General features: G+C 71.6%; 24 protein-coding genes. All 24 read left to right on the plus strand.

The window, feature by feature from the left end; translation table 11 throughout:
* The first annotated feature begins 20 nt into the window (after positions 1–20).
* The 24 genes from msrA (at position 21) to WEB03_RS15860 (ending at position 25,953) form a co-directional block, all read left to right on the plus strand.
* A complete protein-coding gene (gene msrA, locus WEB03_RS15745) occupies positions 21–647 on the plus strand; it encodes a peptide-methionine (S)-S-oxide reductase MsrA (RefSeq protein WP_368071872.1) in 627 nt (208 codons plus the stop codon).
* 14 nt (positions 648–661) lie between these two features.
* Positions 662–1,231, plus strand: a complete 570-nt coding sequence (gene yihA / locus WEB03_RS15750) for a ribosome biogenesis GTP-binding protein YihA/YsxC (RefSeq protein WP_368071894.1) — start codon at positions 662–664, stop codon at positions 1,229–1,231.
* Between the two features lie 99 nt (positions 1,232–1,330).
* Positions 1,331–3,772, plus strand: a complete 2,442-nt coding sequence (locus tag WEB03_RS15755; protein WP_368071873.1) for a glycoside hydrolase family 65 protein — start codon at positions 1,331–1,333, stop codon at positions 3,770–3,772.
* A gap of 52 nt (positions 3,773–3,824) precedes the next feature.
* Positions 3,825–5,036 (plus strand): ATP-binding protein, encoded by a 1,212-nt coding sequence (locus WEB03_RS15760; RefSeq protein WP_368071874.1) that lies wholly within the window; start codon positions 3,825–3,827, stop codon positions 5,034–5,036.
* Between the two features lie 21 nt (positions 5,037–5,057).
* On the plus strand, positions 5,058–6,029 hold the full coding sequence (locus tag WEB03_RS15765) for a tRNA (adenine-N1)-methyltransferase (protein ID WP_368071875.1): 972 nt from the start codon (positions 5,058–5,060) through the stop codon (positions 6,027–6,029).
* 244 nt (positions 6,030–6,273) lie between these two features.
* Positions 6,274–7,998, plus strand: a complete 1,725-nt coding sequence (arc, locus tag WEB03_RS15770; RefSeq protein WP_368071895.1) for a proteasome ATPase — start codon at positions 6,274–6,276, stop codon at positions 7,996–7,998.
* Positions 7,999–8,023: 25 nt separating this feature from the next.
* On the plus strand, positions 8,024–9,505 hold the full coding sequence (dop, locus tag WEB03_RS15775; RefSeq protein WP_368071876.1) for a depupylase/deamidase Dop: 1,482 nt from the start codon (positions 8,024–8,026) through the stop codon (positions 9,503–9,505).
* 88 nt (positions 9,506–9,593) lie between these two features.
* A complete protein-coding gene (locus WEB03_RS15780) occupies positions 9,594–9,803 on the plus strand; it encodes a ubiquitin-like protein Pup (protein ID WP_368071877.1) in 210 nt (69 codons plus the stop codon).
* 177 nt (positions 9,804–9,980) lie between these two features.
* On the plus strand, positions 9,981–11,447 hold the full coding sequence (locus WEB03_RS15785) for a hypothetical protein (protein WP_368071878.1): 1,467 nt from the start codon (positions 9,981–9,983) through the stop codon (positions 11,445–11,447).
* A gap of 177 nt (positions 11,448–11,624) precedes the next feature.
* Positions 11,625–12,395, plus strand: a complete 771-nt coding sequence (locus tag WEB03_RS15790) for a LamB/YcsF family protein (RefSeq protein WP_368071879.1) — start codon at positions 11,625–11,627, stop codon at positions 12,393–12,395.
* Positions 12,392–13,012, plus strand: coding sequence for an allophanate hydrolase subunit 1 (locus tag WEB03_RS15795; RefSeq protein ID WP_368071880.1), 621 nt, complete (start codon positions 12,392–12,394; stop codon positions 13,010–13,012). The genes WEB03_RS15790 and WEB03_RS15795 overlap by 4 nt, the downstream gene beginning before the upstream one ends.
* A complete protein-coding gene (locus WEB03_RS15800; RefSeq protein WP_368071881.1) occupies positions 13,009–13,902 on the plus strand; it encodes a biotin-dependent carboxyltransferase family protein in 894 nt (297 codons plus the stop codon). The genes WEB03_RS15795 and WEB03_RS15800 overlap by 4 nt, the downstream gene beginning before the upstream one ends.
* A gap of 99 nt (positions 13,903–14,001) precedes the next feature.
* Positions 14,002–14,826, plus strand: a complete 825-nt coding sequence (gene prcB, locus WEB03_RS15805; RefSeq protein WP_368071882.1) for a proteasome subunit beta — start codon at positions 14,002–14,004, stop codon at positions 14,824–14,826.
* A gap of 45 nt (positions 14,827–14,871) precedes the next feature.
* Complete coding sequence (gene prcA, locus WEB03_RS15810) at positions 14,872–15,570, plus strand: proteasome subunit alpha (protein ID WP_368071883.1); 699 nt, start codon at positions 14,872–14,874, stop codon at positions 15,568–15,570.
* 290 nt (positions 15,571–15,860) lie between these two features.
* Positions 15,861–17,219, plus strand: a complete 1,359-nt coding sequence (gene pafA, locus WEB03_RS15815; protein WP_368071884.1) for a Pup--protein ligase — start codon at positions 15,861–15,863, stop codon at positions 17,217–17,219.
* 60 nt (positions 17,220–17,279) lie between these two features.
* The gene (locus tag WEB03_RS15820) at positions 17,280–18,227 is read left to right on the plus strand and encodes a helix-turn-helix transcriptional regulator (protein ID WP_368071885.1); all 948 of its coding nucleotides are present in this window, start codon (positions 17,280–17,282) and stop codon (positions 18,225–18,227) included.
* Positions 18,224–19,150 (plus strand): helix-turn-helix transcriptional regulator, encoded by a 927-nt coding sequence (locus tag WEB03_RS15825; protein WP_368071886.1) that lies wholly within the window; start codon positions 18,224–18,226, stop codon positions 19,148–19,150. Before WEB03_RS15820 ends, WEB03_RS15825 begins: the two co-directional genes overlap by 4 nt.
* Before the next feature lie 98 nt (positions 19,151–19,248).
* The gene (locus WEB03_RS15830) at positions 19,249–19,614 is read left to right on the plus strand and encodes a hypothetical protein (RefSeq protein ID WP_368071887.1); all 366 of its coding nucleotides are present in this window, start codon (positions 19,249–19,251) and stop codon (positions 19,612–19,614) included.
* A gap of 52 nt (positions 19,615–19,666) precedes the next feature.
* Positions 19,667–19,972: a hypothetical protein gene (locus tag WEB03_RS15835; RefSeq protein ID WP_368071888.1), complete on the plus strand. Its 306-nt coding sequence runs from the start codon at positions 19,667–19,669 to the stop codon at positions 19,970–19,972.
* A gap of 68 nt (positions 19,973–20,040) precedes the next feature.
* Positions 20,041–20,244: a twin-arginine translocase TatA/TatE family subunit gene (locus WEB03_RS15840; protein WP_368071889.1), complete on the plus strand. Its 204-nt coding sequence runs from the start codon at positions 20,041–20,043 to the stop codon at positions 20,242–20,244.
* A gap of 42 nt (positions 20,245–20,286) precedes the next feature.
* Positions 20,287–21,018, plus strand: a complete 732-nt coding sequence (tatC, locus tag WEB03_RS15845) for a twin-arginine translocase subunit TatC (protein WP_368071890.1) — start codon at positions 20,287–20,289, stop codon at positions 21,016–21,018.
* Positions 21,015–21,656, plus strand: a complete 642-nt coding sequence (locus WEB03_RS15850) for a hypothetical protein (protein WP_368071891.1) — start codon at positions 21,015–21,017, stop codon at positions 21,654–21,656. The genes tatC and WEB03_RS15850 overlap by 4 nt, the downstream gene beginning before the upstream one ends.
* Positions 21,657–21,698: 42 nt before the next feature.
* Positions 21,699–24,452, plus strand: coding sequence for a DEAD/DEAH box helicase (locus WEB03_RS15855; protein ID WP_368071892.1), 2,754 nt, complete (start codon positions 21,699–21,701; stop codon positions 24,450–24,452).
* Between the two features lie 52 nt (positions 24,453–24,504).
* A complete protein-coding gene (locus WEB03_RS15860) occupies positions 24,505–25,953 on the plus strand; it encodes an FAD-binding oxidoreductase (protein WP_368071893.1) in 1,449 nt (482 codons plus the stop codon).
* The last annotated feature ends 128 nt before the right edge of the window (positions 25,954–26,081 follow it).

A 26,081-nucleotide genomic window follows, 5' to 3' on the forward strand; every position in this document is an offset into this window, starting at 1 on the left:
ACCGACCGAGAGAGGCACCCGTGTTCGGGAAGAAGACCCTCGAACTGCTCGCGCCCGAGGAGACCCTCCCCGGGCGGGAGCACGCCATCGCGACCCCGCGGCCCCACGCCGTCCTCGGTACGCCCATCGTCCCGCCGTTCCCGGCGGGCCACCGGGAGCTCGTGGTCGGGATGGGCTGCTTCTGGGGCTCGGAGCGCATCTACTGGCAGATGCCGGGCGTGTTCACCACCGCCGTCGGCTACAGCGGCGGCGTGACCCCGAACCCGACCTACCAGGAGGTCTGCACGGGGCGCACCAACCACGCCGAGGACGTCCTGGTGGTCTACGACCCCGAGGTCACCAGCTTCGAAGAGCTGCTGGTCCCGTTCTGGGAGAACCACGACCCGACGACGCCGATGCGGCAGGGCAACGACGTGGGCACCCAGTACCGCTCGCAGATCCAGGTCGCCGACGACGCCGAGCGTGCCGCGGCGGAGGCGTCGCGCGACCGCTACCAGGCCAAGCTGAACGAGCGCGGTTTCGGGGACATCGTGACCGAGATCGTGCCGCGGTCGACCTTCTACTGGGCCGAGCCCGAACACCAGCAGTACCTGCACACCAACCCGGGCGGGTACTGCAACCACGGCTTCTGCCAGGTGGCGTTCTGAGCGCGCCGCTGCCGCTGACGTTCGTCACGTCGGCGGAGCGGCTCGATCAGTTGCCTCCGAGCCGGGCCGAGGTCGCCGTCGTCGGGCGCTCGAACGTCGGCAAGTCGTCGCTGCTCAACGCGCTCGCTGCCCGCAAGGGGCTCGCGAAGGTCTCCGGCAAGCCCGGCAAGACCCAGCTGCTCAACGTCTTCGCGACCGAGGACGGCGCGACGCTGGTCGACCTGCCGGGGTACGGGTACGCGTCGTCAGCGTCGAAGACGACCCGTGCGTCGTGGGAACGGCGGATGCACGGCTACCTGCGCGATCGCGAGCCGCTGCGTCTGACCCTCCTGCTGGTCGACGGCGAGATCGGTCCGGCCGGCCAGGACACCGAGGTGCTGGCGTGGCTGCGGGACAACGACGTGGCCTTCCAGGTCGTGGCCACCAAGCACGACAAGGTCAAGAGTTCCAAGCGCGTGCGACGCAAGCGCGACCTGGCCGGGGGCCTCGGCCTCGACGAGTCCGCCGTGCTCTGGGTGAGCGCCGAGAAGAACGTCGGGCTCGACCGGCTGCGCGCGTTGGTCCGCGAGACCCTCGCACGCTGATCGCGGTGCCACCCACCCGCCGCGGGTGCGGTGACTCGTCCCCACCGGACCGGTAGCGTCCGGCCACCCCAGAACGGCTCGAGCCTCGAGGTCGGCACCGTGATCCCCCGTGAGATCAACCTGCCGCCCGAGCACCTGTTCCCGTCCGACGAGTGGCGGATCATCGAGCGGGACTACACCCGCGAGTGGATGGGCAACGCCGAGACCATCTTCTCGATCTCGAACGGCTTCCTCGGGATCCGGGGCACGTTCGAGGAGGGGCGGCCCGCCATCGAGCCGGGGACCTTCCTCAACGGCTTCCACGAGACGTGGCCCATCGTCCACGCCGAGGAGGCGTACGGCTTCGCACGGACCGGGCAGACCATCGTCAACTGTCCCGACGCGACCCTGATCAAGCTCTACGTCGACGACGAGCCGCTCTACCTGCCGACCGCGCGCATCACCGAGTACGAGCGGTGCATCGACTTCCGTGAGGGCGTCCTGCACCGCACCCTCAACTGGTCCTCGCCCGCCGGCAAGCAGGTGCGCGTCACCTCCCGTCGCTTGGTGTCCTTCCAGCACCGCCACCTCGGCGCCATCGAGTACGAGGTCGTGGTCGACACCGACGCACCGGTCGTGCTCTCGAGCCAGCTGCTCAACCGTCAGGACGCGCGTGCCGAGGACGAGCCGCGGTCGGGGGGCAACGACGACCCCCGCCGGGCCCGTGCGTTCGGGCACCGGGTGCTGAACGCCCGTGAGCACGTCGAAGACGACCAACGGTTCATCACCGGGTACCGGACGACCAACTCGAAGATGACGCTCGGGGTCGGCATCGACCACGTCCTCGAGACCGACGACCCCTGGGCGGTCACCACGAGCTGGGCCGAGGACCTCGACAAGGTCGTCTACACCATCGACGCCAAGGCCGGCGTGCCGATCAAGCTCACCAAGTACTTCACCTACCACGTGTCGCGGACGGTGCCGTCGGTCGAGCTGGTCGACCGCGCCAGCCGGACCCTCGACCGTGCCAAGCGCGACGGGTTCGCCTCGCTGGAGGAGGCGCAGCGGGCCTACCTCGCCGACTTCTGGACGCGTGCCGACGTCCAGGTCGACGGGCCCCGGCGCATCCAGCAGGCGATCCGGTGGAACATCTTCCAGCTCATCCAGGCGGCGGCTCGCGCCGAGGGCACCGGGATCCCGGCGAAGGGACTCACCGGTCAGTCCTACGAGGGACACTACTTCTGGGACACCGAGATCTACGTCCTGCCGTTCCTGACCTACACCGATCCTCGGATCACCCGCAACCTGCTGCGCTTCCGCCACTCCATGCTCCCCGAGGCACGGGCGCGCGCCGCCGAGCTCGCCGAAGCCGGGGCGCTGTTCCCGTGGCGGACGATCAACGGCGAGGAGGCCTCGTCGTACTACGCCGCCGGGACGGCCCAGTTCCACATCAACGGGGACATCGCCTACGCGATCCAGCGCTACGTCGACGTGCGCGGGGACTGGGATCTGCTCACCGAGGTCGGCGCGGAGATCCTGGTCGAGACCGCTCGCCTGTGGGAGGCCCTCGGGTTCCACTCGCCCGACACCGGTGAGTTCCACATCCACGGTGTCACCGGACCGGACGAGTACACCACGGTCGTCAACGACAACGTCTTCACCAACCTCATGGCGCGCCGCAACCTCCGGTACGCGGTCGAGGTCGTGCGGTGGATGCGGGACGATCGCCCCGAGGCCTTCCGGGACCTGGTCCACGCCACCGATCTGCGCACCGACGAGGTCGCGGCCTGGGAGCGTGCTGCCGACCGGATGCACGTCCCCTACGACGAGGACCGCGGGATCCACCCGCAGGACGCCAGCTTCCTCGACAAGGAACGGTGGGACTTCGAGGGCACGCCGCGCGATCACTACCCGCTCCTGCTGCACTACCACCCCCTCAAGATCTACCGCTACCAGGTCATCAAGCAGACCGACGTCGTGCTGGCCATGGTCCTGCTCGACGACGAGTTCGACGCCGGGCTCAAGGAACGCAACTTCAGCTACTACGACCCGCTCACCACCGGCGACTCGTCGCTGTCGGCGTGCGTCCAGGCGGTGCTGGCCGCCGAGATCGGTGCCGAGGACAAGGCGCTCGAGTACTTCCAGTACGCCCTGCTGATGGACCTCGCCGACATCGCCGGCAACGTGATCGACGGCGTGCACATCGCGTCGACCGGCGGGGTGTGGATGGCGCTGATGTACGGGTTCGCGGGACTCGCCGACCACCGCGGCAAGCTGAGCTTCGACCCCCGGCTGCCGAGCGCGTGGCGGGGGATGCGCTTCCCGCTCCGGTTCCAGGACCGACAGGTCCACATCGAACTCACCCACGACGCCGCCACCCTGCAGCTCTCGGAGGGGGAGGACCTCACCGTCGACATCCGTGGCGAGGACGTGGTCGTCCGCACCGGTGAGGCGGTCCGGGTCCCGCTCTCGCGTGACCTCGAGGGTCGCCCCCGGTACGGCCCGGCTGACATCGACCACCTCGCCGCGCGTCACGCCGAGGGGGGCGGGTTCGGCCGATAGCCTCGCCGGACGCGTCCACCGCCGTCGTCGCCCGTCCCCCCGAGGCCCTCCCGTGCGCGTCCGTCTACGCAACCCCGACCGCGTCGAGACCCTGGCTGGCCCGCTGACGGTCGCCGAGGTGCTCGAGCGGCTCGACCTGTCGCCGCACACCGTCCTCGTCATCAGCGGCGGACAGCTCGTGACGGCCGGGCACACCCTCGAGGACGCCGACGAGGTCGAGATCCGACCCGTCATCTCGGGTGGTGCCGGTGCCGCGCCACGCTGCGTGTGGGTGGACCCCGGAGGTGACGCACGTGGCTGTCGGGCACCGGCGGTCATCGAGGAGCCGCGCCACCGGTCGGCCTGGTGCCCCGAGCACTTCGTCGAGCACGTCCAGCAGCAGATCCGAAAGACCATCGACCACCCACCGGCACGCCCGCCCCACGAGCGCATGTTCTCCTACGGCGATCGGCTGTTGGTCGCGGTGTCGGGTGGCAAGGACTCGCTGGCGCTGTGGGACGTGCTCCTCGACCTCGGCTACCAGGCCGACGGCCTGTACATCGGCCTGGGTATCGGTGGCTACTCGAAGCGCTCCCAGGTCGTGTGCGAGGAGTTCGCCGCGGCCCGGGGGGCGCAGCTCCACGTGGTCTCGCTCGCCGAGACCTACGGCTACACCACGCCGACCGGCGCGCAGGCCAGCGGGCGGTCCACGTGTGGGGTGTGCGGCCTCTCCAAGCGGTACGCGTTCAACAAGGTCGCCGTCGACCACGGCTACGACGTGGTCGTGACGGGCCACAACCTCGACGACGAAGCCGCGACCCTGCTCGGCAACGTCATCCGCTGGCAGGACCCGTTCCTGGCTCGTCAGCGTCCGGTCCTCCCGGCGACCGGCGCGAACCAGGTCCGCAAGGTCAAGCCGCTCTACCGGCTGTCCGAGCGCGAGATGGCGGCCTACTGCGTGGTCCGCGGCATCGACTACGTGGTCGAGGAGTGCCCGCTCGTGGACGGCAACACCGGCCACGAGCTCAAGGCCACGCTCGACGCGCTCGAAGCCACCTCGCCGGGGTTGAAGGCCCAGTTCCTCTTCGGTTTCCTCGACAAGCACGCCACGAAGTGGGACGAGGAGGCGGGTGACGACCCACCCGCAGGGCTCGGCGCCTGCGAGACCTGCGGCATGCCGACCACCGGGGAGGTGTGCGCGTTCTGTCGCCAGCGCGACCGGATCCTCGCCGCTCTCCCGCTGCTGTCCGCGGACCGTCCGCAGGCTGACCTCCCGGTCACCTGACCCGCCGCTCGAAGGTCCCTCGTGGAACCCGATCCCGCTCTGCCCGTGACCGATGCGTCCGAGCCGGTCGTCCCCGCTCCGATCCTGCCCGGGACCGACGCGCCGCTCGTGGACGGCGAACTCGTCGTGCTGATCGACCGTCGAGGACGCCGCTACCTCGTGACGCTCGAAGCCGGGGGCGAGTGGCACAGCCACGCCGGCCTGGTTCCCCACGACAGCCTCATCGACGTGGTCGAGGGCACGGCGGTGCGGACCAACAAGAACATGGAGGTGGTGGTCCTGCGCCCCACCCGTGAGGACTTCGTCCTCAAGATGAAGCGCGGGGCGCAGGTCGTCTACCCCAAGGACCAGGCGATGATCATCGCCGAGGCGGACGTGCGTCCGGGCTGCACCGTCGTCGAGGCGGGCGCTGGCTCGGGAGCCCTGACGCTGGCCCTGCTCGCCGCCGTGGGCCCGACCGGCGAGGTCATCTCCTTCGAACGGCGCGAGGACCACGCCCGGATCGCCCGCCGCAACGTCACCCGTTTCCTCGGTGGCGCCCCTGACAACTGGGAACTGATCGAGGGCGACGTCGTCGACGGGCTCGGGGCCCTCCGGGCACACCGTGTCGTGCTCGACCTGCTCGAGCCGTGGGCGGTGGTCGACGCGGTCGCCACGGCGCTGGCTCCCGGAGGCATCGTCCTCAGCTACACCCCGACCGTCCCGCAGGTCATGCGCCTGACCGAGACCCTCTGGGCCGACGGGCGGTTCGCGGACGTGCGGACCACCGAGACCCTCGTCCGCGGCTGGGACGTCGACGGGCTCGCCGTTCGCCCGCGTCACCGCATGGTCGCCCACACCGCGTTCCTGACGACCGCGCGACGGGTGCCGCACCGCGACGAGGGCGGTCCGCCGCGGCCGCGCCGCAAGGCCGACGCCGGGGGAGCGGGGGTCACCTGGACCGCCCCACCGGTCGCGGCGCCCGAGTCCGACCACGTCGATGGCCGCGACTGAGCTCGACGCACGCGGCGGTCGGCGGCTGCGCGACCTCGGTGGCTCGTCGCAGAGCCACCGGTACAGTCGATGAGGTCGGGGCGGGCCGGAGGCCGCGCCTCTCCGCCCGGTCCGGCGTCCGTGGTGCGCGCCGCGGACCACGGCCGGTGAGGAGGTCCACGTGGGCGATCCGACGACAGGGAGCGGCGCGGGGTCCGAACACCCCGACGCGTGGTCGGCCGACCCGGGGCCGTCGGAGTCCTCCCTGCCCGACGATCCCGACGCGCTCGCAGCGGAGCTGAAGTTCCTCCGCGAGGAGGTCGATCTGCTGCGTCGGCGGCTCGAGACCACGCCGGGCCGGATCCGCACCCTCGAGGAACGGCTGCTCGAGACCAAGGGGCAGCTCCAGGCAGCGTTGTCGCAGAACGCCAAGCTGACCGACACGCTCCGCGCCGCGCGGGACCAGCTCGCCACGCTCCGTGAGGAGGTCGACCGGCTGTCGGCACCTCCGCAGGCCTACGCGACCTACCTCGAGCACGACGCGGACGCCGACACCGTCACCGTGGTCGTCAACGGGCGCAAGATGCAGGTCGCGGTCGGTCCGGACGTCGACGCGGCCGAGCTCGCTGTCGGCCAGGAGGTGCGGCTGAACGAGGCGATGAACGTCGTCTCGGTCGGGCGGGTCGAGGACCGCGGCGAGGTCATGACCATCGCCGAACTGTTCGACGACGGCCGTGCGCTCGTCCTCGGCCACACCGACGACGAACGGGTCGTCCACCTCGCCGCGGCGCTGCGCGAGGGGCCGCTCAAGACCGGCGACAGCGTCCTCGTGGACCTGCGCGCCAACACCGCGCTCGAGCGGATCCCCAAGGCCGAGGTCGAGCAGCTCATCCTCGAGCAGGTCCCCGACATCAGCTACGACCAGATCGGTGGTCTCGGTGACCAGGTCGAAGCCATCCGGGACGCCATCGAGCTGCCCTACCTCCACGCCGACCTGTTCGTCGAGCACGAGCTCCGCGCCCCGAAGGGCATCCTGCTGTACGGACCACCAGGCTGCGGCAAGACCATGATCGCCAAGGCGGTCGCCAACTCGCTCGCGCAGCGGGTGCGGGACAAGACCGGTCGCGAGGACGTCAGGAGCTACTTCCTCAACGTCAAGGGTCCCGAGCTGCTGAACAAGTACGTGGGTGAGACCGAGCGTCAGATCCGCGTCATCTTCCAGCGTGCCCGTGAGAAGGCGACCGAGGGGTTCCCCGTCATCGTGTTCTTCGACGAGATGGAGTCGTTGTTCCGCACGCGCGGATCTGGTGTCTCCTCCGACGTCGAGACCACCATCGTCCCCCAGCTGCTCGCCGAGATCGACGGCGTCGAGTCGCTCAAGGACGTCGTGGTCATCGGGGCGTCCAACCGCGAGGACATGATCGACCCCGCGATCCTGCGGCCCGGCCGACTCGACGTGAAGATCAAGATCGACCGACCCGACGAGGATGCGGCACGCGAGATCTTCGGCATCTACCTCCACGAGCGGCTCCCGCTGCACGAGGACGATCTCGCAGCCCACGGCGGGGACCCCGCGGCGACCGTGACCGACATCATCGCCCGCACCGTGACCAAGATGTACGCCGCCGACCGCGACAACGAGTTCCTCGAGGTCACCTACGCCAACGGCGAGAAGGAGGTCCTGTACTTCAAGGACTTCAACTCCGGCGCCATGATCGAGAACGTCGTCGCGCGGGCCAAGAAGCTCGCCATCAAGCGGTTGCTGTCGACCGGCGCTCGGGGCCTGACCGCGGAGGATCTGATCCTGGCCATCCGCGACGAGTTCCGGGAGAACGAGGACCTGCCGAACACGACCAACCCGGACGACTGGGCGCGTATCAGCGGCAAGAAGGGTGAGCGCATCGTCTTCGTCCGCACCCTCGTCAGCGGCACCGACTCCGACCACCAGAGCCGTTCGATCGAGAACGTCAACCCCGGCCAGTACCTGTGAGCACCCCACGTCTGAGGCGACACCTGTGAGCTCTCCGACGTTCGTGGGGGTCGAGACCGAGTTCGGGATCGCGGTGATCGGGCCGAACGAGGTCAACCCGGTCCTGGCCTCATCGATGGTGGTGAGCGCCTACCGGGCAGCTGGGCGGGCCGAGGTCCGGTGGGACCACGCCGACGAGCACCCGCTCCGCGACGCCCGCGGGTACGAGGTCGCCGATCCGCACGAGCCGCTCGAGGACGACGAGCTCGGGCTCGTCAACACGGTGCTGACCAACGGCGCACGCTTCTACGTCGATCACGCCCACCCGGAGTACTCCTCGCCGGAGGTCACCAACGCGCGCGACCTCGTCACCTGGGACAAGGCGGGGGAGCGCATCCTCGAGGACGCCGCGCAGAGGGCGGCCGCGTCGCTGCCCGCCGGCAGCCGGGTCCTCATCCACAAGAACAACACCGACGGCAAGGGAGCGGCGTACGGGACCCACGAGAACTACCTGGTCCCTCGGTCGGTCGCCTTCGGTCGTCTGACCCGTCAGCTGCTGCCTTTCTTCGTCTCCCGGCCGGTGTACGTGGGCGCCGGCCGTATCGGCAGCGAGCTCGACCGTGACCTCGGCTTCCAGCTCACCCAGCGCGCGGATTTCTTCGAGGTCGAGGTCGGGCTCGAGACCACCCTGAAGCGCCCCCTGATGAACACCCGCGATGAGCCGCACGCCGACCCGGACCGCTACCGGCGCCTGCACGTGATCAACGGGGACGCGAACCTGTGCGAGGTCGCGACCTTCCTCAAGGTCGGCACGATGATGCTGGTCCTCGGCCTGATCGAGGACGAGGTACTGCCCGAGCCGCCGGCGCTCGCCGAACCCGTCGCCGCGTTCCACGCCGTCTCGCACGACCTGACCCAGGCACGACCGCTGCGGTTGGCCGACGGCACGACGGCGACCCCGCTCGAGCTGCAGTGGCACTACCTCGAAGCCGCGCGCAAGCACCACGAACGCGGGGGTTTCCCGCGCGACGCCACCGAGGTGCTCGAGCGTTGGGAGTCGGTGCTGGCCACCGCCGAGGTCGATCCGCGGAAGCTCACCGGACAGGTCGACTGGGCGACCAAGCTCGAGCTGCTCGAGGCGTACCGTGAACGCGACGACCTCGACTGGACCTCGGATCGCTTGAAGGCGATCGACCTGCAGTACTCCGACGTGAGACGCGACAAGGGCCTCTACCAACGGCTCGTGGCCCGGGGCCGGGTCGAGACCTTGGTGACCGAGGACGAGATCCAGGCGGCGATCACCTCACCCCCCGAGGACACCCGCGCGTGGTTCCGTGGCGAGTGCCTGCGGCGGTTCCCCGACCAGGTCGTGGCCGCCGGGTGGGACTCGCTCATCCTCGACGTCGGTCGCGATGCGCTGCAACGCCTGCCGATGATGGAGCCCGGCCGTGGCACGCGGGCCAACGTCGGTGCGCTCCTCGACGAGGTTGCGGATGCCGGCGAGCTGCTCGACCGGCTCCGCGGTTGACCGTGTTCGGATGCCTCCCCTCGCTACCCTCGTGCGAGCAGGGACCACGGCGCGGCCGCGGGTCGGTCGGACGACGGAGGAGCGGCGGGTGAGCGATGGCGGGCAGACCCAGAAGGGCGGCGCGGCGCGGGAGCGTGACGACGCCGAGACCACCGAGGCGCCCGAGACGACGGACGCTGCGCCGGCATCCCGCGACGTCATCGACGACGTCGACGAGCTGCTCGACGAGATCGACGACGTCCTCGAGGAGAACGCCGAGGAGTTCGTGCGCAGCTACGTGCAGAAGGGCGGCCAGTAGGGCCGGCCGTCCGCTGTGGGAACGCTCACCCGCGGGGTCGCCGCAGGCTCGAGTCGACGCTCGGAACTGCCCGTGGACGCACCCTCGGTTCTCCACACCGTCCGTGACACGTCCTTGGTATCGAACATATGCTCGGATAGACTCCGTGAGGTAGCGAAGACGCCAGACGGGGACCACATGCGCAGCAGCCAGCGGTACCGGCACACCAGCCGCCGGTCCCTGCCGGTGCTCGCCCGCGAAGAGCGCCCCACCTACGGATCTGGCCCCGACGACCCGTGCGGCACGGACGTGGTCGGCGAAGCCGTCGCGGCGATCCTCACCGGTGATGGCAAGCCGCTACCCGAGGGTGAACTCGCCGAGCTGGTGGCCACGCTCCGGGTCGTCGACCGGCTCACCTCCCGAGCGGTCACGCTGGCCAGCCGACTGGACGGGCGTCGCGCTGCAGCCGAGGAAGGCATGACCGTCGATGCGGCGCTGCGCCTCCACACCGGCGCCGCGGGCAGCGACGTGTCGATGGTGCTCACCGCGGCCGAGGTCCTGGCCTCCATGCCTGCGGCCGCTGCGCTCTTCGCTCGCGGTGTCCTGTCCTGGGGGCACGTCCGCAGCCTGGTCGCCGGTGCACGCCGACTCGACACCGCGACCCGGTCCGAGCTGGACGACCACCTCGCCCGCAACGCTGACCAGCTCGCGGCGATGGACGCGGACCGCAGGAGCTGGGCGATCGAGGACGCGATCGCCGACCACCAGCCCGAACGGCGCCTCGAACGCCAGGCCGAACGTCAGGCCGACACCGAGTTCCTCGCCCTGCAGGGGCGTCTTGACGGGTCCGGGTCGGTCTACGGCGAGTTCGGTCCCGAGAGCTTCGCCACCATCACCGGCAGGCTCCAGGACGAAGCGGACGCGCCCCGCGCCCAACCCTGCCCGGGTGACCACGACGCACCGGCCGACGTGGCCCCCACCCGCGGTCAACAGCTCGCTGATGCGCTCGTCCGCCTCTGTGGCCGCCGCGACGGCACCGGTGGCGGGTCGGCCGTGCGGTTCTCTGTGATCGTGGACGTGGATCGGGTCACCGATCGGGCCGCCGGACACATCGTCGCTGCCGTGCGTGGGCGACCACCGCGGATCGTGCGTCGTGCGCTGGACCGGCTCGCCTGCGACGCGGCTCTCGACGTGGTCATCCGTGACGGTGTCGACCTGCTCGCTGCCCAGCGGTACGCGCCCGAGGTCACCGCCGCGACCCGTCGGGCCGTCGCGGTCCGTGACGGGGGCTGCCGGTTCCCCGGCTGCACCGCCCCGATCAGCTGGTGCGATGTCCACCACGTCACCCCTCGCGCTGCCGAGGGCGACCCGCGCGCGGTCGACGGTGACCACCACCTCCAGAACGTGGTCTCGCTCTGTCGCCAGCACCACACCACCGTGCATCGCCGCGGCTGGCACCAGACCCTCACACCGGATGGGACCTACCAGCTCCGCCGTCGTGGCCGACGCTGGACCACCCTGCCCCGTACCGCCGCCCAGCTCGCACCACCCACTGGCTCGGGGACACGATCGCGCGCCGGACCCGCACCCCGCGCCGGACCCGTGTCTCGGGCGAAGGCCGACCCTGACCGACCACCCCCCGATCCCGCACCCCTGCCGTTCTGACCCGTATCGCCGCACGCGATGACGTGCCGAGCAGCGCTCACCCCGCCGACCATCCGTCGTGCGGGGTAGCGGCGCGACCCCAGCTGCGTGTGTCGATCGGATCGGCCGCCGGTCGTCGTCCCGTCCTACCCTCGTCGGAACACGACGGCGCGGCGGCGCGCGAGGGAGGTGGAGCCGGTGGGGGAACGTCCGACGGTCGACCTCAACAGCGACCTCGGTGAGTCGTTCGGGCGCTGGACCCTCGGCGACGACGCCGCGATGCTCGACCACATCACCAGCGCGAACGTGGCGTGCGGCTTCCACGCCGGTGACCCGTCCACGATCCGTCGGTGCTGCGAGGACGCGGCTGCACGTGGCGTCACGATCGGTGCCCAGGTGGGCTACCCCGACCTCGTGGGGTTCGGCCGTCGCTTCCTCGACATGGCGTCGGGCGAACTCGGGGACGCGATGACCTACCAGCTCGGTGCGCTCGAGGCCCTCGCCCGCGTGTCCGGATCGCGGGTCGCGTACGTCAAGCCGCACGGCGCGCTCTACAACGCCACGGTCCACCACTCCGCCCAGGCCGCGGCGGTCGTGGCCGCCGTCCTCGCCTACGACCCCACGCTCCCGATCGTCGGCCTGCCCGGCTCACAGCTCCTCGAACGCGCCGCCGAAGCGGGCCTGCGTTGCGTGCCCGAGGCCTTCGCCGACCGCGCCTACACCCCAGAGGCCACCCTGGTTCCACGGGACCAGGCCGGGGCGGTGCTCCACGACCCGGACGAGGTCGCCGTCCGAGCGGTGCGGATGGTCACCGAAGGGCGGGTGACCGCCATCGACGGCAGCACCGTCGAGGTCGCCGCAGAGACGATCTGCCTGCACGGCGACACGCCCGGCGCGGCCGCCATGGCCGTTGCGACCCGTCGGGCGCTCGAGGCCGCGGACGTGCAGGTCCGGAGCTTCGTCGGGTGAGGTTCCTGCCCTGCGGTGATGCCGCGCTGCTGGTCGAGCTCGACGATCTCGATGCGGTGCTCGGGCTCCACGCTGGCCTCCAGGACCGCTCGCTGCCGGGCATCGTCGACCTCGTCCCCGCCACCCGCACCCTCCTGGTGAGGTTCGATCCGAGCCTGGTGTCCGGCCGCACGCTCGTGCGTGAGCTCGGCGTTCTCGTGGGCACGGCGACAGCACGGACCGCGACGTCCGCCTCGGAGTCGGTCGAGATCGCTGTGACCTACGACGGGCAGGATCTCGCCGAGGTCGGCGCGCTCACGGGGCTCGGCCCCCGCGGTGTGGTCGCGGCGCACACGGCACAACGCTGGCGCGTGGCCTTCGCCGGCTTCGCTCCCGGGTTCGCCTACCTCGTGGGCGAGGACGACCGCCTGCAGGTACCCCGACGCGCCCAGCCCCGCTCGACCGTCCCGGCCGGGGCGGTCGGCCTGGCCGACACCTTCAGCGGCGTCTACCCGCGCTCGTCCCCGGGCGGGTGGCAGCTGATCGGCCGTACCCGTGCCGCGGTGTGGGACGCCGACCGGGATCCACCCGCCCTGCTCCGGCCAGGAACCTGGGTGCGTTTCGTGGAAGCCGGATGATCGGCAGCATCGAGGTGCTGGCGCCTGGTCCGCTCACGACGGTCCAGGACCTCGGGCGACCGGGGCACGCGGACTGGGGGGTCTCGCCGTCCGGGGCCGCCGACCGGGGGGCGGCACGGCTCGCCAACCGGCTCGTCGGCAACCCCGAGGACGCCGGGTGCCTCGAGATCACCCTCGGCGGGTTGCGGCTCCGGGTCGACCGCGCCGTCGAGGTGGCGATCACCGGCGCCGCCGCCCCAGCCACGCTCGATGGTCAGCCCGTCGGGCACGACGCTCCGTTCCGCATCGGACCAGGCCAGGTGCTCGCGTTCGGGACGCCGTCGTCAGGTCTGCGGACCTACCTCGCCGTCCGTGGGGGCGTGGACGTCCCGACGGTGCTCGGGTCACGCGCCACGGACGTGCTCGGCGGTCTCGGACCGGCTGCCCTGCGAGGGGGGGATCGGTTGCCGATCGGCAACCTGGTCGACCACCAGCCACCGGTCGAGCAGGCCCCCGTTCGCCCCCCGACGGGCGGCACCGCCGAGCTGCGGGTCGTGATCGGACCGCGGGACGATCGCTTCACCATCCCGGCGCTCGACCGCCTGCTGCACGAGCCGTGGGCTGCGAGGTCCGACAGCAACCGGGTCGGGGTCCGCCTCGACGGTCCCGCGCTGCAACGGGCCGGTCCGGACGAACTGCCGACGGAGGGCCTCGTCCGCGGCGCGATCCAGGTGCCGCCATCGGGTCCGCCGACCCTCTTCCTCGCCGACCACCCCGTGACCGGTGGGTACCCGGTGATCGCGGTCGTGCTCGATGCTGATGCCGACCACGCCGCTCAGGTCCGTCCCGGCCAGCAGGTCCGGTTCCGCTCGGTCGCTGGGCCCGTCGCGGGAGATCGAGGGGCCGGCTGACGCGACGGCGACGGCTGCGACGTGCACCCACGGCCGCTGCGTCGGCGAGCCCGGGGTCCTAGGCTCGCCCGGCCCCGTCCGGACCCGCCTGGAGACACCGTGACCGCTGCCCGAGACGAGCTCACCGCCGGTCTGCCGACGCCGTTCGACACCGCGGGCGCGTCCTTCTTCGAGGTCCTCCGGCGACAGGCTCCCGCGGCCGTGCCACCGTTGCTCGCCGGCCAGGCGGTGCCTCCCGAGCTGCTCGCCCAGATGGTCGAGGGCACCACCGTGCTGGCCGTGGCCGCCGTCGGGGGCGTGGTCGTCGCCGGTGACCGCCGCGCGACCGCCGGGCACATGATCAGCCGCGGCGACATGCGCAAGGTGTTCCCGGCCGACGACCGCTCCGCCATCGCCATCTCGGGGGCGGCCGGCCCGGCGATGGAGCTCGCCCGGGTGTTCGCCACCGAGCTCGAGCACTACGAGAAGGTCGAGGGCGAGCCGCTCAGCCTCGAGGGCAAGTCCAACAAGCTCGCCGGCATGGTCCGGGCGCACCTACCGATGGCGATGCAGGGTCTGGTCGTGGTCCCGCTGTTCGCCGGCGTCGATCCGCGAACCGGCGAGGGCAGCATCTTCGAGTACGACCCCGCGGGCGGCCGCTACGAAGCTCGTGACCACGCCGCTACCGGGAGCGGCTCGCTCGCCGCCCGCGCCACCCTCAAGCGCCTCCACCGGTTCGATGCCGGTCTCGACGGGGCCGTCCGCACCTCCCTCGAAGCGCTCTTCGACGCCGCCGAGGAGGACAGTGCGACCGGTGGACCGGACCTGATCCGCCGCATCTACCCGATCGTCGCGGTCATCGAGCCCGACACCGGCTACCGCGAGCTGCCCGACGTCGAGGTCGCTGCGGTCATCGAGGACGTGATCGCGCTCCGCCAGCGCTGAGGACCCGCCCGTCACGCACCGCCGCTGAACCGAACAGGACCGCCCGTGGCCACCCCGTTCTACGTCGCGCCAGAACAGATGATGAAGGACCGGGCCGAGTACGCCCGGAAGGGCATCGCCCGGGGTCGGGCCCTCGTCGCCGTCGAGCACCCGGAGGGGGTGATCTTCGCGGGGGAGAACCCGTCGCGGTCGCTGTACAAGACCTCCGAGATCTACGACCGGATCGGGTTCGCCGCGGTCGGCAAGTACAACGAGTTCGAGTCGCTGCGCGTGGCCGGCATCCGTATGGCGGACGTGAAGGGCTACCAGTACGCGCGCGAGGACGTGACCGCCAAGGGCCTCGCGAACGCCTACTCGCAGGCGCTCGGTGCCAGCTTCATGGGTGACAGCAAGCCGTTCGAGGTCGAGCTGCTCATCGCCGAGGTCGCCGCTCCCGGGCGGACCGACGGTGAAGGTCACGAGCTGTACCACATCCTCTACGACGGCTCGATCGTCGACGAGCACCGGTTCGTGGCCATGGGCGGTGAAGCCGAAGCGCTCACCGCTGCGCTCGGCGAGAGCTACACCGACGGACTCGATCGCGACGGTGCGATCCGGCTGGCCGTCGCGGCCCTGGCACAGGTCGCCGGCCGGGAGCTGCCGGCGGGGGACCTCGAGGTGTCCGGGCTCGACGCCACGCGTCCCCGTCGACGCTTCTTCCGGCTGCGCAGCGACGACCTCGAGACGGTCCTCGCCGGCGGCTGACCCACCGGGACAGGGTCAAGCAGGTCGATCCGCAAGGGCGGGTACCCGAGCTGAACCACCTGGTCCGCGACGAGGAAGTCCTCTCGACGCAGGCCGACATCACCGAACCCGAACCGCTCCAACGCCGCCACGATGGCGTCGGCGTTGCCATCCTCGACCCAGACCCACAGGTCGAGGTCACCCGTGTAACGCGGGTGGCAGCGTGCTCTCGGGGGCGGTGACGCGCGTCGAGGCCGCCGATGGGGCACCATCAGCGTCGGCCCGGCGGCGCCCGGGAGAGAGGGACAGCGGTGCGGCGCAGGATCTTCGGCATCGAGAACGAGTACGGGGTCACCTGCACCTTCAAGGGACAGCGACGGCTGAGCCCGGACGAGGTCGCCCGGTACCTGTTCCGCCGGGTCGTGTCCTGGGGGCGTTCGTCCAACGTCTTCCTCGAGAACGGCGCCCGGCTCTACCTCGACGTCGGTTCGCACCCGGAGTACGCGACGCCCGAGTGTGATTCGCCACGCCAGGCCGTCGTTCACGACAAGGCGGGGGAGCGGATCGTCGAGGACCTGGTGCTGTCGGCCGAGAAGCGGCTGGCCGAGGAGGGCATCCAGGGCCGGATCTCGTTGTTCAAGAACAACACCGACTCGGCCGGCAACTCCTACGGCTGTCACGAGAACTACCTCGTGGCCCGGGTGGGGGAGTTCCAACGCCTGGCCGAGGCCCTCATCCCGTTCCTCGTGACCCGGCAGGTCTTCGCCGGCGCGGGCAAGGTGCTGCAGACCCCGCGGGGCGCGATCTTCTCGCTCGCGCAGCGCGCCGAGCACATCTGGGAGGGCGTCTCGTCGGCGACCACCCGGTCCCGCCCCATCATCAACACCCGGGATGAACCCCACGCGGACGCCGAACGGTTCCGCCGCCTCCACGTCATCGTCGGCGACTCGAACATGTCCGAGTACACCTCGTGGCTGAAGGTGGCGACCTGCGACCTCGTCCTGCGGATGCTCGAGGAGCAGGCGGTCGCGCGGGACCTCTCGCTCGACAACCCGATCCGGGCCATCCGCGAGATCAGCCACGACCTGACGGGTACGACGCCGGTGCGGCTGGCCAACGGCCGCGAGCTGTCGGCGCTGCAGATCCAGCAGGCCTACCTGGAACGGGTCGAACGCTTCGTCGCGGCGAGCTACCCCGACGACGAGGACGCCAAGCACGTGGTCGCCGAGTGGCGTGATGTGCTCGAACGCCTCGTCAGCGACCCGATGTCGCTGTCACGCCAGCTCGACTGGGTGGCCAAGTACCAGCTGGTCGACCGCTACCGGGCCAAGCACGATCTGCCACTGTCCCACCCCCGCGTGCAGATGCTCGACCTCGCCTACCACGACGTCGTGCGGGACCGAGGGCTCTACCACCTGCTGGTGCGCCAGGGCCGGGTCCAGCGTCTGCTCGAGGACGCCGAGATCGACCAGGCCACCACGCAGCCACCCGCGTCCACGCGGGCCGCACTGCGGGGCCGGTTCGTCCGTGAGGCCAAGGCGAAACGCCGCGACTACACCGTCGACTGGGTGCACCTCAAGCTCAACGACCAGGCGCAGCGGACGGTCCTGTGCAAGGACCCGTTCCGGTCCGAGGACGAGCGGGTCGACAAGCTCATCGCCTCCATGTGACCCACCCACGGCCACCGGACGGGAGCGTGGTCTAGGGTCCCGCCCGACGACGGGGGCGAGGTGACGGCGAAGGTCGAACGGCTGGTGAACCTGACGGTGGCGCTGCTCGAGACGCGTCGGCCGTTGACCTACCGCGAGCTGCGGACCCGCACACGCGAGTACCAACAGAGCAACCCCGAGTCGGCGCGACGTCAGTTCGAGCACGACAAGGACGACCTGCGGGCTCTCGGCGTCCCGGTCGAGACCGTCGACGTCGCCTTCGAGGAGGAGCCCGGCTACCGCATCGATCGGACGCGCTACGAGCTGCCGGACGTGCAGCTCGAGGCCGACGAGGTCGCTGCGCTCGCGCTCGCGGTCAAGCTGTCCGGGGAGCACGGCAGCCGGCTCGCCCTCGCCAAGCTCGCCGCGCGGGCACCCGACCCCACCACGCTGGACGCGACGGGTGCTCCCGAGGTCGAGGTCGCGGTCGACCCGATCGGGGACCGGCTCGCCGACGCCCTGGTCAGCCACGTGCCGCTGCGGTTCGAGTACCGCACCGCGGCCGGTGCTTCGGCCAGCCGAACCGTCGACCCGTACGCGGTCGTGCGACGGCGGGGGGCGTGGTACCTCGTCGCCCGGGACCACGACCGTGACGCGCAACGCGCGTTCCGTCTCGACCGCGTCGAGGGCGAGCTCGAGGTGGCTGGCGAACCCGACGCGTTCACCCCGCCCGCCTCGCTCGATCTCGCGGCAGCCGTCGCGGGCCCCGAGTCCGAGCGGCTCGAGGTCGAGGTCGCCGTGGCCCCCACCGCCCGCTGGGCCGTCGAGTCGCGTGGCGGTGTGCCGACCGGCGAGACCACCTCGGATGGCTGGAGCGTCCTCCAGGTCCCCGGCGTCGACCGCATCCGGGATCGGTCGTGGTTGCTCGGGCTCGGGGACGAGGTCGAGGTCCTCGCCCCGGCCGAGCTACGCGCTGAGGTGGCCGACACCCTCCGGGCGGTCGCCGGAGCCCACGGGGGGGCCGCGTGAGCGCGCTCGACGACGTCGGACGGATGCTCGCGCTCGTCCCGTGGTTGCTGGAACGGCCGGGTGCGTCGCTCACCGAGACCGCGGATGCCTTCGGAGCCACCGAGCAGCGCATCCGCAAGGACCTCGAGCACCTCGACTTCTGCGGGCTCCCCGGGCTCGGCGGCGGCGATCTGTTCGACGTCTCGATCGTCGAGGACCGCGTCGTGGTGACCATGGCGGACGAACTGAAGCGTCCGATGCGACCGACCCCCGCCGAGGCGCTGCGGTTGGTCCTCACCGTCGACGCGGTCGCCGAGGTGCTCGGTGACGAACTCCCGGCGCTGACCTCCGCGGTCGCCAAGGTCCGGGAAGCGCTCGGTGTCCCCGAGGGTGTCGCGGACGTGCTCGAGCCGTCGACCACCGGGGCCGTCGCCGAGGTCCGCCGCGCGCTCAAGGACGGTCGCCGGGTCCACCTCGACTACCAGGGTCGCGGCGACAGCGCGCCACGCGAGCGCCGGATCGATCCCTGGCGGGTACAGGTCGTGGACGGCACCTGGTACCTGCAGGGCTACGACCACGAGGCACAGGATCTGCGGACCTTCCGCCTGGACCGTGCCGCGGCGGTGGCGGTCAGCGACGACCCGGCCGACGTGTCCGCTCCCGCTGACCTGCCGCCACCGCGCTACCAGCCCGGTCCCGATGCGGTCGAGGTGCAGCTGGCGGTGTCCCGCGGGGGCCGCTGGCTGGTCGAGGCCCTCGACGTGGACCGCATCGAGGAGGGTCCCGACGGCGGTGCCACGTTGCACCTGACCACCGATGCCCCTCGGCACGTGGCCCGGTTGGTGCTGATGGCCGCCGGTGAGGCGACGGTGCTCGAACCGGCCGCTCTCATCGAGGCGGTACGGGACGTCACGGCGGCGTGCGTCGCGCGCTACGAGGACTAGCCCGGTTCGGGGGTTCTCGGGTCAGATGCCCCGTGGAGCGGTCAAGGGGGAGCGTGATGCAGCCGATGTCCGGGATGCCCCCGAACCGAGGCAGACAGATGACCCGCATCCGCGCGACGTGCCCCTCCTGTGGGGAGGTCGAGCTCCGACCCGGCGACGTGGTCCTTCGTCGCGTCACCGACGAGATCGGTGAGGTCAGCTCCGGGAGCTGCTACCGGTTCAGCTGCCCCGACTGCACCGAGCTCGTGGAGAAGCCCGCCGACGAGCGGATCGTGAGCCTCCTCGCGACCGGGGGCGTACCGGTCGAGGACGTCGGCCCCGACACCGACCTCGACGACCGTCCGCGTCACCCCGAGGCCGCGGTCGGTGGACCGCCGCTGAGCCACGATGACCTGCTCGACCTGCACTTCGCGCTCGAGGACCCTCGCTGGTTCGACCGCCTCCTGGCCACCACGGGGCGCTGACGGACCGACGACGACGCCCCGCGGCCTACGCTGCGGGGCGTCGCCCACGTCCGTGTCCCGTCGGGGGTCCGTCCTGCCGTTGCTCGTCTGGTCCAGCCTCGCCGTCGCCGTGCTCGTCACGGTGGTCGCGCTCGCGTGGACGATCCGTGCCCTCGTCGGTCGTCTCCGCCACCTCGGCGCGGACCTCGAGCGGCTCCACCGCGAGCTGACCCCCGCCCTGGAGCGGCTCCAGGCGGACGCCGAGGTCACCTCGACCGAGCTGGCTGCCCTCGGTGACCAGCTCGAGGAGCGCGCCCAGCTCCAGCGCGCACGTCGGCCGCGGCGGTGGCGACCTCGGCGCGGAGCCTCCGAGGGATAGACTCGATCCGCGTGGCCGATCGGTCCCCGCGCTCACGACCGCACTCCTCGACACGGAAGGCCCGGACCATGACCATCCCCGGCGGCGGCGAGCTGTGGGTCATCCTGCTGATCATCCTGGTGCTCTTCGGTGGTCGCAAGCTCCCCGGTCTGGCCCGCTCGATCGGTCAGTCGATGACCGAGTTCCGCAAGGGCACCCAGGAGGGCGTCGCGGACGACGAGCCGAACGACCGGGACCGGGACCGGGACCGCGAGCGCGACCAGGAGCGCTGACCCATCGTCGCGGAGCAGCACCGGGGCGCCGACGCGGGGGACATGACCCTCCTCGAGCACCTGCACGAGGTGCGGTCCCGCGTCTTGCGAGCCGCCATCGCGCTGGCGCTCGGCACCGTCGTCGGGTACCTGGTGTTCCCCGCGGTGCTCGAGCTGCTGCTCGATCCGTTCTGCCGCGCGCAGGCGGTCCTCCGCCCCGAGCTCAGCGACTGCAACCTGGTCGCCCTGCGACCGCTCGAGGCCTTCTCGGCCCGGATGAAGACCTCGGTGGTCATCGGGCTGTTCGTCGGTGGCCCGGTCATCTTCTACCAGCTGTGGCGGTTCATCACGCCCGGCCTGACCCGGCGCGAACGCCGGTTGGCGCTGCCCTTCGTCCTCCTCAGCCAGGTGATGTTCGCGGTCGGCCTGGTCTTCGCCTACGTGGTCATCCCGCAGGGCCTGCGCATCCTGCTCGGCATGGCTGGCGACCGGGTCGAGACCTTCCTGTCGGTCGAGGAGTACCTGTCGTTCTTCCTGACCACCTCGGTGGCCTTCGGTCTCGTCTTCGAGCTGCCGCTGGTGCTCATCTTCCTGTCGCTGGTCGGGGTCGTCAGCTGCGCGAGCTTGCGACGTGCTCGGCCGTACGCGATGGTCGCGATCGTGGTGGTGGCGGCCATCATCACGCCGACGACCGACGCCATCACCCTGCTGCTCATGGCCGGACCGATGGCGTTGTTCTACGAGCTGTCGATCCTGGCCGCGTGGGTCATCGAGCGACGACGGAGGCGACGGTGAGCCAGGTGGACGCGCCGTCGCCGCCTCCGCCGACCCGGTCGCAGTCGATACAGCTGCGGTGGCGCGCCGCGAAGCGGTCGGTCGCCTTCCCGGTGACGATCGCGGCGATCGCCGCGCTGCTGCTCGGGCTGATGGCCGGCCGTGCCACCGCTCCGACGGTCGACGAGAGCGCGATCGCGGCCATCGAACGCGAGATCCTGCCGCTCGTGGTCGACGCCGACGCGCTCTGGACCGCTGGCAGCAACGGGACCCCCGGCGTCGCGACCCAGCTCCAGGCGTTGCGCGTCGACGGGGACCCGGACGCCGTCGCACCTCACGTCGACGCGTGGCTCGAGGCGTACGACACCGTGCTGCTCCGCCTCGTCGGGGTCGAGGTGCCGCCCACGGTCCGGCCGGTCCAGCGCCAGTTCGTCTCCGCCGTGACCCTGTCCCGGGACGCGGTCGAGGTCATCTCCGCCTCGATCGAGGTCGCTGACCGGGCGACGCGCCACGAGCTCACCTCCGAGGCGGTTCGACTGCGCGTCCGGGCCGAGCAGCTGACCCAGACCGCCCAGGCCGCGATCACCGACCTGCGCGGGTCGGTCACCAGCGGCGTCTCGGTCCCCGGTCCGGTCCCGTCGCTCGCCGAGCTGCGCTGACGCCGTAGCCTGCGCCGGTCCGACCTCCCGCGAAGGCCCACCGTGTCCGATCCCGCCCTGCTCGAGGAGTTCCGTGCGAGCCTCGGGTTCGACCCCGATCCCTTCCAGCAGCAGGCGATCGCCGCCCTGCTCGCGGGACGGTCGGTCCTCGTCGCCGCCCCGACGGGCGCTGGCAAGACGGTGGTCGGTGAGTTCGCCTGTCACGAGGCGCTGCACACCGGCGGTCGCGCCTTCTACACCACCCCGATCAAGGCGCTGTCGAACCAGAAGCACCGCGACCTCGTGCGGACCTACGGCGAGGCCAAGGTGGGTCTGCTCACGGGGGATCGCTCGGTCAACGGCAACGCCCAGGTCGTGGTGATGACCACCGAGGTCCTCCGCAACATGATCTACGAGGGGTCGTCCGCGCTCGACGAGCTGCGCTCGGTCGTGCTCGACGAGGTGCACTTCCTCGCCGACCGCTCACGCGGGGCGGTCTGGGAGGAGGTCATCGTCCAGCTCGACCAGCGGGTGAAGCTCGCTGCGCTGTCGGCGACCGTCTCCAACGCCGAGGACGTCGGCCGGTGGCTCGACCAGGTGCGTGGGCAGGACGGCGGGCTCGGCTGTGAGGTGGTCATCGAGGAGCACCGTCCCGTGCCGCTCCGCCACCACTACTTCGTCAACGACACGGTGTACGACACCTTCCGAGCCGGCCGGAAGGGCGGCGCGACGCGTGAGCACCGCGAGGCCGCCTCCCAGGCGCTCGCGGGCGTCCCGAACCCGGACGTCGTGATGCTCGAGCGCCGCGCTCGCACCCGCAACCGCGTGTCGGGGAAGGGCCGGCGCCAAGCCTCCGACGTGCGGCTGCGGTGGCCGAGCCGCCCGCGGGTCGTCGAGGAGCTCGCCGAACGCCGGTGGCTGCCGGCCATCCTGTTCGTCTTCTCGCGTCAGGGCTGCGAGGACGCGGTCTCGCAGCTCCTGCAGGCGGGCGTGCGCCTGACCACGCCGGAGCAGGCGACCGAGATCGCCACGATCGTCGACTCGATGGTCGGTGACCTGCCCGACGCCGACCTCCGGGTCCTCGGCTTCGCCCGCTGGCGAGCTGGCCTGCTCGACGGCATCGCCGCGCACCACGCCGGCATGGTCCCGGCGTTCAAGGAGGTCGTCGAGGTCCTGTTCCAGCGCGGCCTGCTCGGGGTCGTCGTGGCGACCGAGACGCTCGCGCTCGGCATCAACATGCCGGCACGGACCGTCGTCATCGAGCGGCTCGAGAAGTGGAACGGCGAGTCGCACGTCCTGCTCACGCCGGGGGAGTACACCCAGCTCACCGGCCGCGCCGGCCGCCGTGGCATCGACCGCGTCGGCCACGCCGTGGTCCTCTACCAGCGCGACCTCGACTTCCGCACCGTCGCCGGCCTCGTCGGGACCCGTACCTACCCGCTGCACAGCTCCTTCGCCCCGTCGTACAACATGGCCGTCAACCTGCTGCGCCGGCACGACCTGCGGGAGGCCGAGTCCCTGCTCGGAGCCTCGTTCGCCCAGTTCGAGGCCGACGCATCGGTCGAGCGGTCCACCTCGCGCCTCACCGAGCTCGAGGAGGGCAAGGCCGGGTACGCCAAGCACCTGACCTGCGAGCTCGGCGACTGGCCCGCGTACTGGGCGATGCGTCGCGAGGTGTCACGACGGGAGAAGCGCGAGACCAAGGAGCGGCGCCGCGCCGACACCGACCGCGTCCGTGACGCCATCGCGGCGCTGCAGCCGGGCGACGTCCTGCACCTGCCGTGGCTCGGCAAGCGCGGCCTCGCGGCGGTCGTGGGCGTCCACGCGACCAAGAAGGGCACGCCGATCGCGCAGCTGGTCGTCGACGACCGGTCCCTGACCAAGCTCGGCCCCCGCGAGATCGAGGCGCCGCCGGTCACCGTGGAGCGGGTCCGGCTCCCGGGCAGCGGCAACCCCCGTCAGGCCGCGTACCGGGGCGAGATCGCCGTCGGGCTGCGTCAGCTCGACCCGCCCGGGCTGGACGTCACCACCCAGCCGAAGGATCCGAACCGGCGCACGGGGCCGTCGGCCGAGGTCGTGCAGCTCCACGAGGCCATCCGCGCTCATCCCTGCCACGCGTGCCCCGACCGGGCCGACCACGAACGCTGGCAGCACCGCTACGACGAGCTCGACGACGAGGTGCAGCAGCTGCGCCAGAAGGTCAGCGCGCGGACGGGCAACCTGGTCCGCCAGCTCCACCGCATCCTCGCCGTGCTCGACGAGCTCGGGTACGTCACCGATCCCGACCGGCCGCTCGACCACGGGGGCCGCTCCGAGGACCCCGAGCCGACGGACGCGGGACGGACGCTCGCCGGCATCTACAGCGAGGTCGACCTGCTCGTCGCCGAGGCCCTGCGGCGCGGACTGTTCGACGACCTCGAACCCGAGGAGCTCGCCGGCGTGGCCGCGCTGTTCCTCTACACCCCGCGAGGTGGGGATCCGACCGAGGACCCGGAGCTGCCGACCATGCGGCTCTACGAGGTCACCGAGGAGCTGCTCGACCTCGCCGACGAGCTGCGCACCCGCGAACGTGCCGCCGGTCTCCGCCCCCTGCGGGATCTCGATGCGGGGTTCGTGGCGCCGGCGTGGCGGTGGGCGGGAGGCGCCGACCTCGACACCGCGCTCGGCCGTCTCGACCTGACCGGTGGCGACTTCGTGCGCAACGTCAAGCAGGTGGCCGACCTCGTCGGTCAACTCCGATCGGTCGGCGACGACGCGCTGGCCTACACGGCGACCGAGTCGCTCGCCGGTCTGCGCCGCGGCATCGTCGAGTCCTGACCCCGCGGGGTTAGCCTGCGCCGTCCGTCCCCCATCCGAAGCGAGGTGCTCCGTGGCGCTGTCGGCCGCCCTGCTCGACGATCTGGCGGGGACGACCGGCATCGACGTGGTCACCGACCCGATCGCGACCGAGACCTACGCACACGACTGGTGGCCGCGCATGCTCATGCGCCGGCGCGCCGGCGAGGACCTCCCCGTCCCCGATGCCGTCGTCGCGCCACGCAGCCGCGACGAGGTGGCTGCGATCCTCCGCTGGTGCGCCGCCAACCGGGTGGCGGTCGTGCCGTTCGGGGCAGGCACCGGTGTCTGTGGCGGCGCCACCCCCGTCAGCGGTGCCATCACGATCGACCTCAAGCACCTCACCGCCATCGGGGAGCTCGACGAGGTCTCGGGCGTGATCGAGGTCGAACCGGGCGTCATCGCCCAGCGGCTCGAGGACCACCTCGCCCACCGCGGTTGGACGCTCGGTCACCACCCCTCCAGCGTCCACGCGTCGACCATCGGCGGGTTCCTGGCGGTGCGGTCGGCCGGTCAGGCCTCCTCGCTGCACGGCAAGCTCGAGGACACCGTCGTCGGGCTCGAGGTCGTGCTGGCCGACGGGCAGGTGTTCACGTCCCGTCCGGTCCCGCAGAGCTCGTCCGGCCCGGACCTGACGCGGCTGTTCCTCGGCGGTGAGGGCACCACGGGGATCATCACCCGCGCGTGGCTCCGCGTGCGACCCGCCCCGGACGTCGCCCTCGACCGCGGGTGGCTGGTCAGCGACCTCGCGGCCGGCCTCGACGCCATGCGTGCCATCGTGCGGACCGGGACCATGCCGGCCGTGCTGCGGCTCTACGACGAGCCCGACACCGGCGTCGTCTTCGGCGGGCAGGGGCTCCCGGTCCCGGGGGGGTGCCTGCTGATCGTCGGCTGCGAGGGACGTGACGACGTGGCCGAGTTCACCGAGCAGGTCGCCACCGGGGAGCTCGCCCGGCTCGGAGCGCAGGACCTCGGGCGCGGGCCGGGGGAGCACTGGCGCTCGCACCGCCACGACATGAGCTACCGGTTCGCCGACTACGTCAAGCCCGGCGGCACCTTCGGCGACGCGCTGACCCTCGACACCATGGAGGTGGCGGGGCTCTGGCGCGATCTGCCCGCGCTGTACGTCGCCGTCCGGGATGCGCTCCAGGAGCAGGTGGATCTCGTGCTGGCCCACGTCAGCCACGTCTACGACACCGGCGCGTCCATCTACTACACCCTCGGTGCCATCAACGACGGCGACGAGGTCCGGGCCCTCGCGCGCTACGACGCGGCCTGGGAGGTGGGCCAACGTGCGGCGCTCGCTGCGGGTGCGACCGCCTCGCACCACCACGGGATCGGTCTGTTGCGGGCGCCCTACCTGCCCGAGGAGCTCGGCCCCGCGGGGTTCGACGTGTTGCGCCGCGTCAAGGACGCCCTCGATCCGGATCACCTGCTGAACCCCGGCAAGCTCGGGATCGGCACACGGCAGGAGCCGTCGTGACGACCCCGAGGATCGATGCTGCCGGGCCGCACGTCGGCGCGGTCGCCGACGATGCCCTGCACGGCAGCTACTGCCCGAAGATGTGCACGTTCGCCTGTCCGGTCACGTCGGCGACGGGGCGCGACGAT

Source organism: Nitriliruptor sp. (genome assembly GCF_040882075.1).
GTDB lineage: Bacteria > Actinomycetota > Nitriliruptoria > Nitriliruptorales > Nitriliruptoraceae > Nitriliruptor.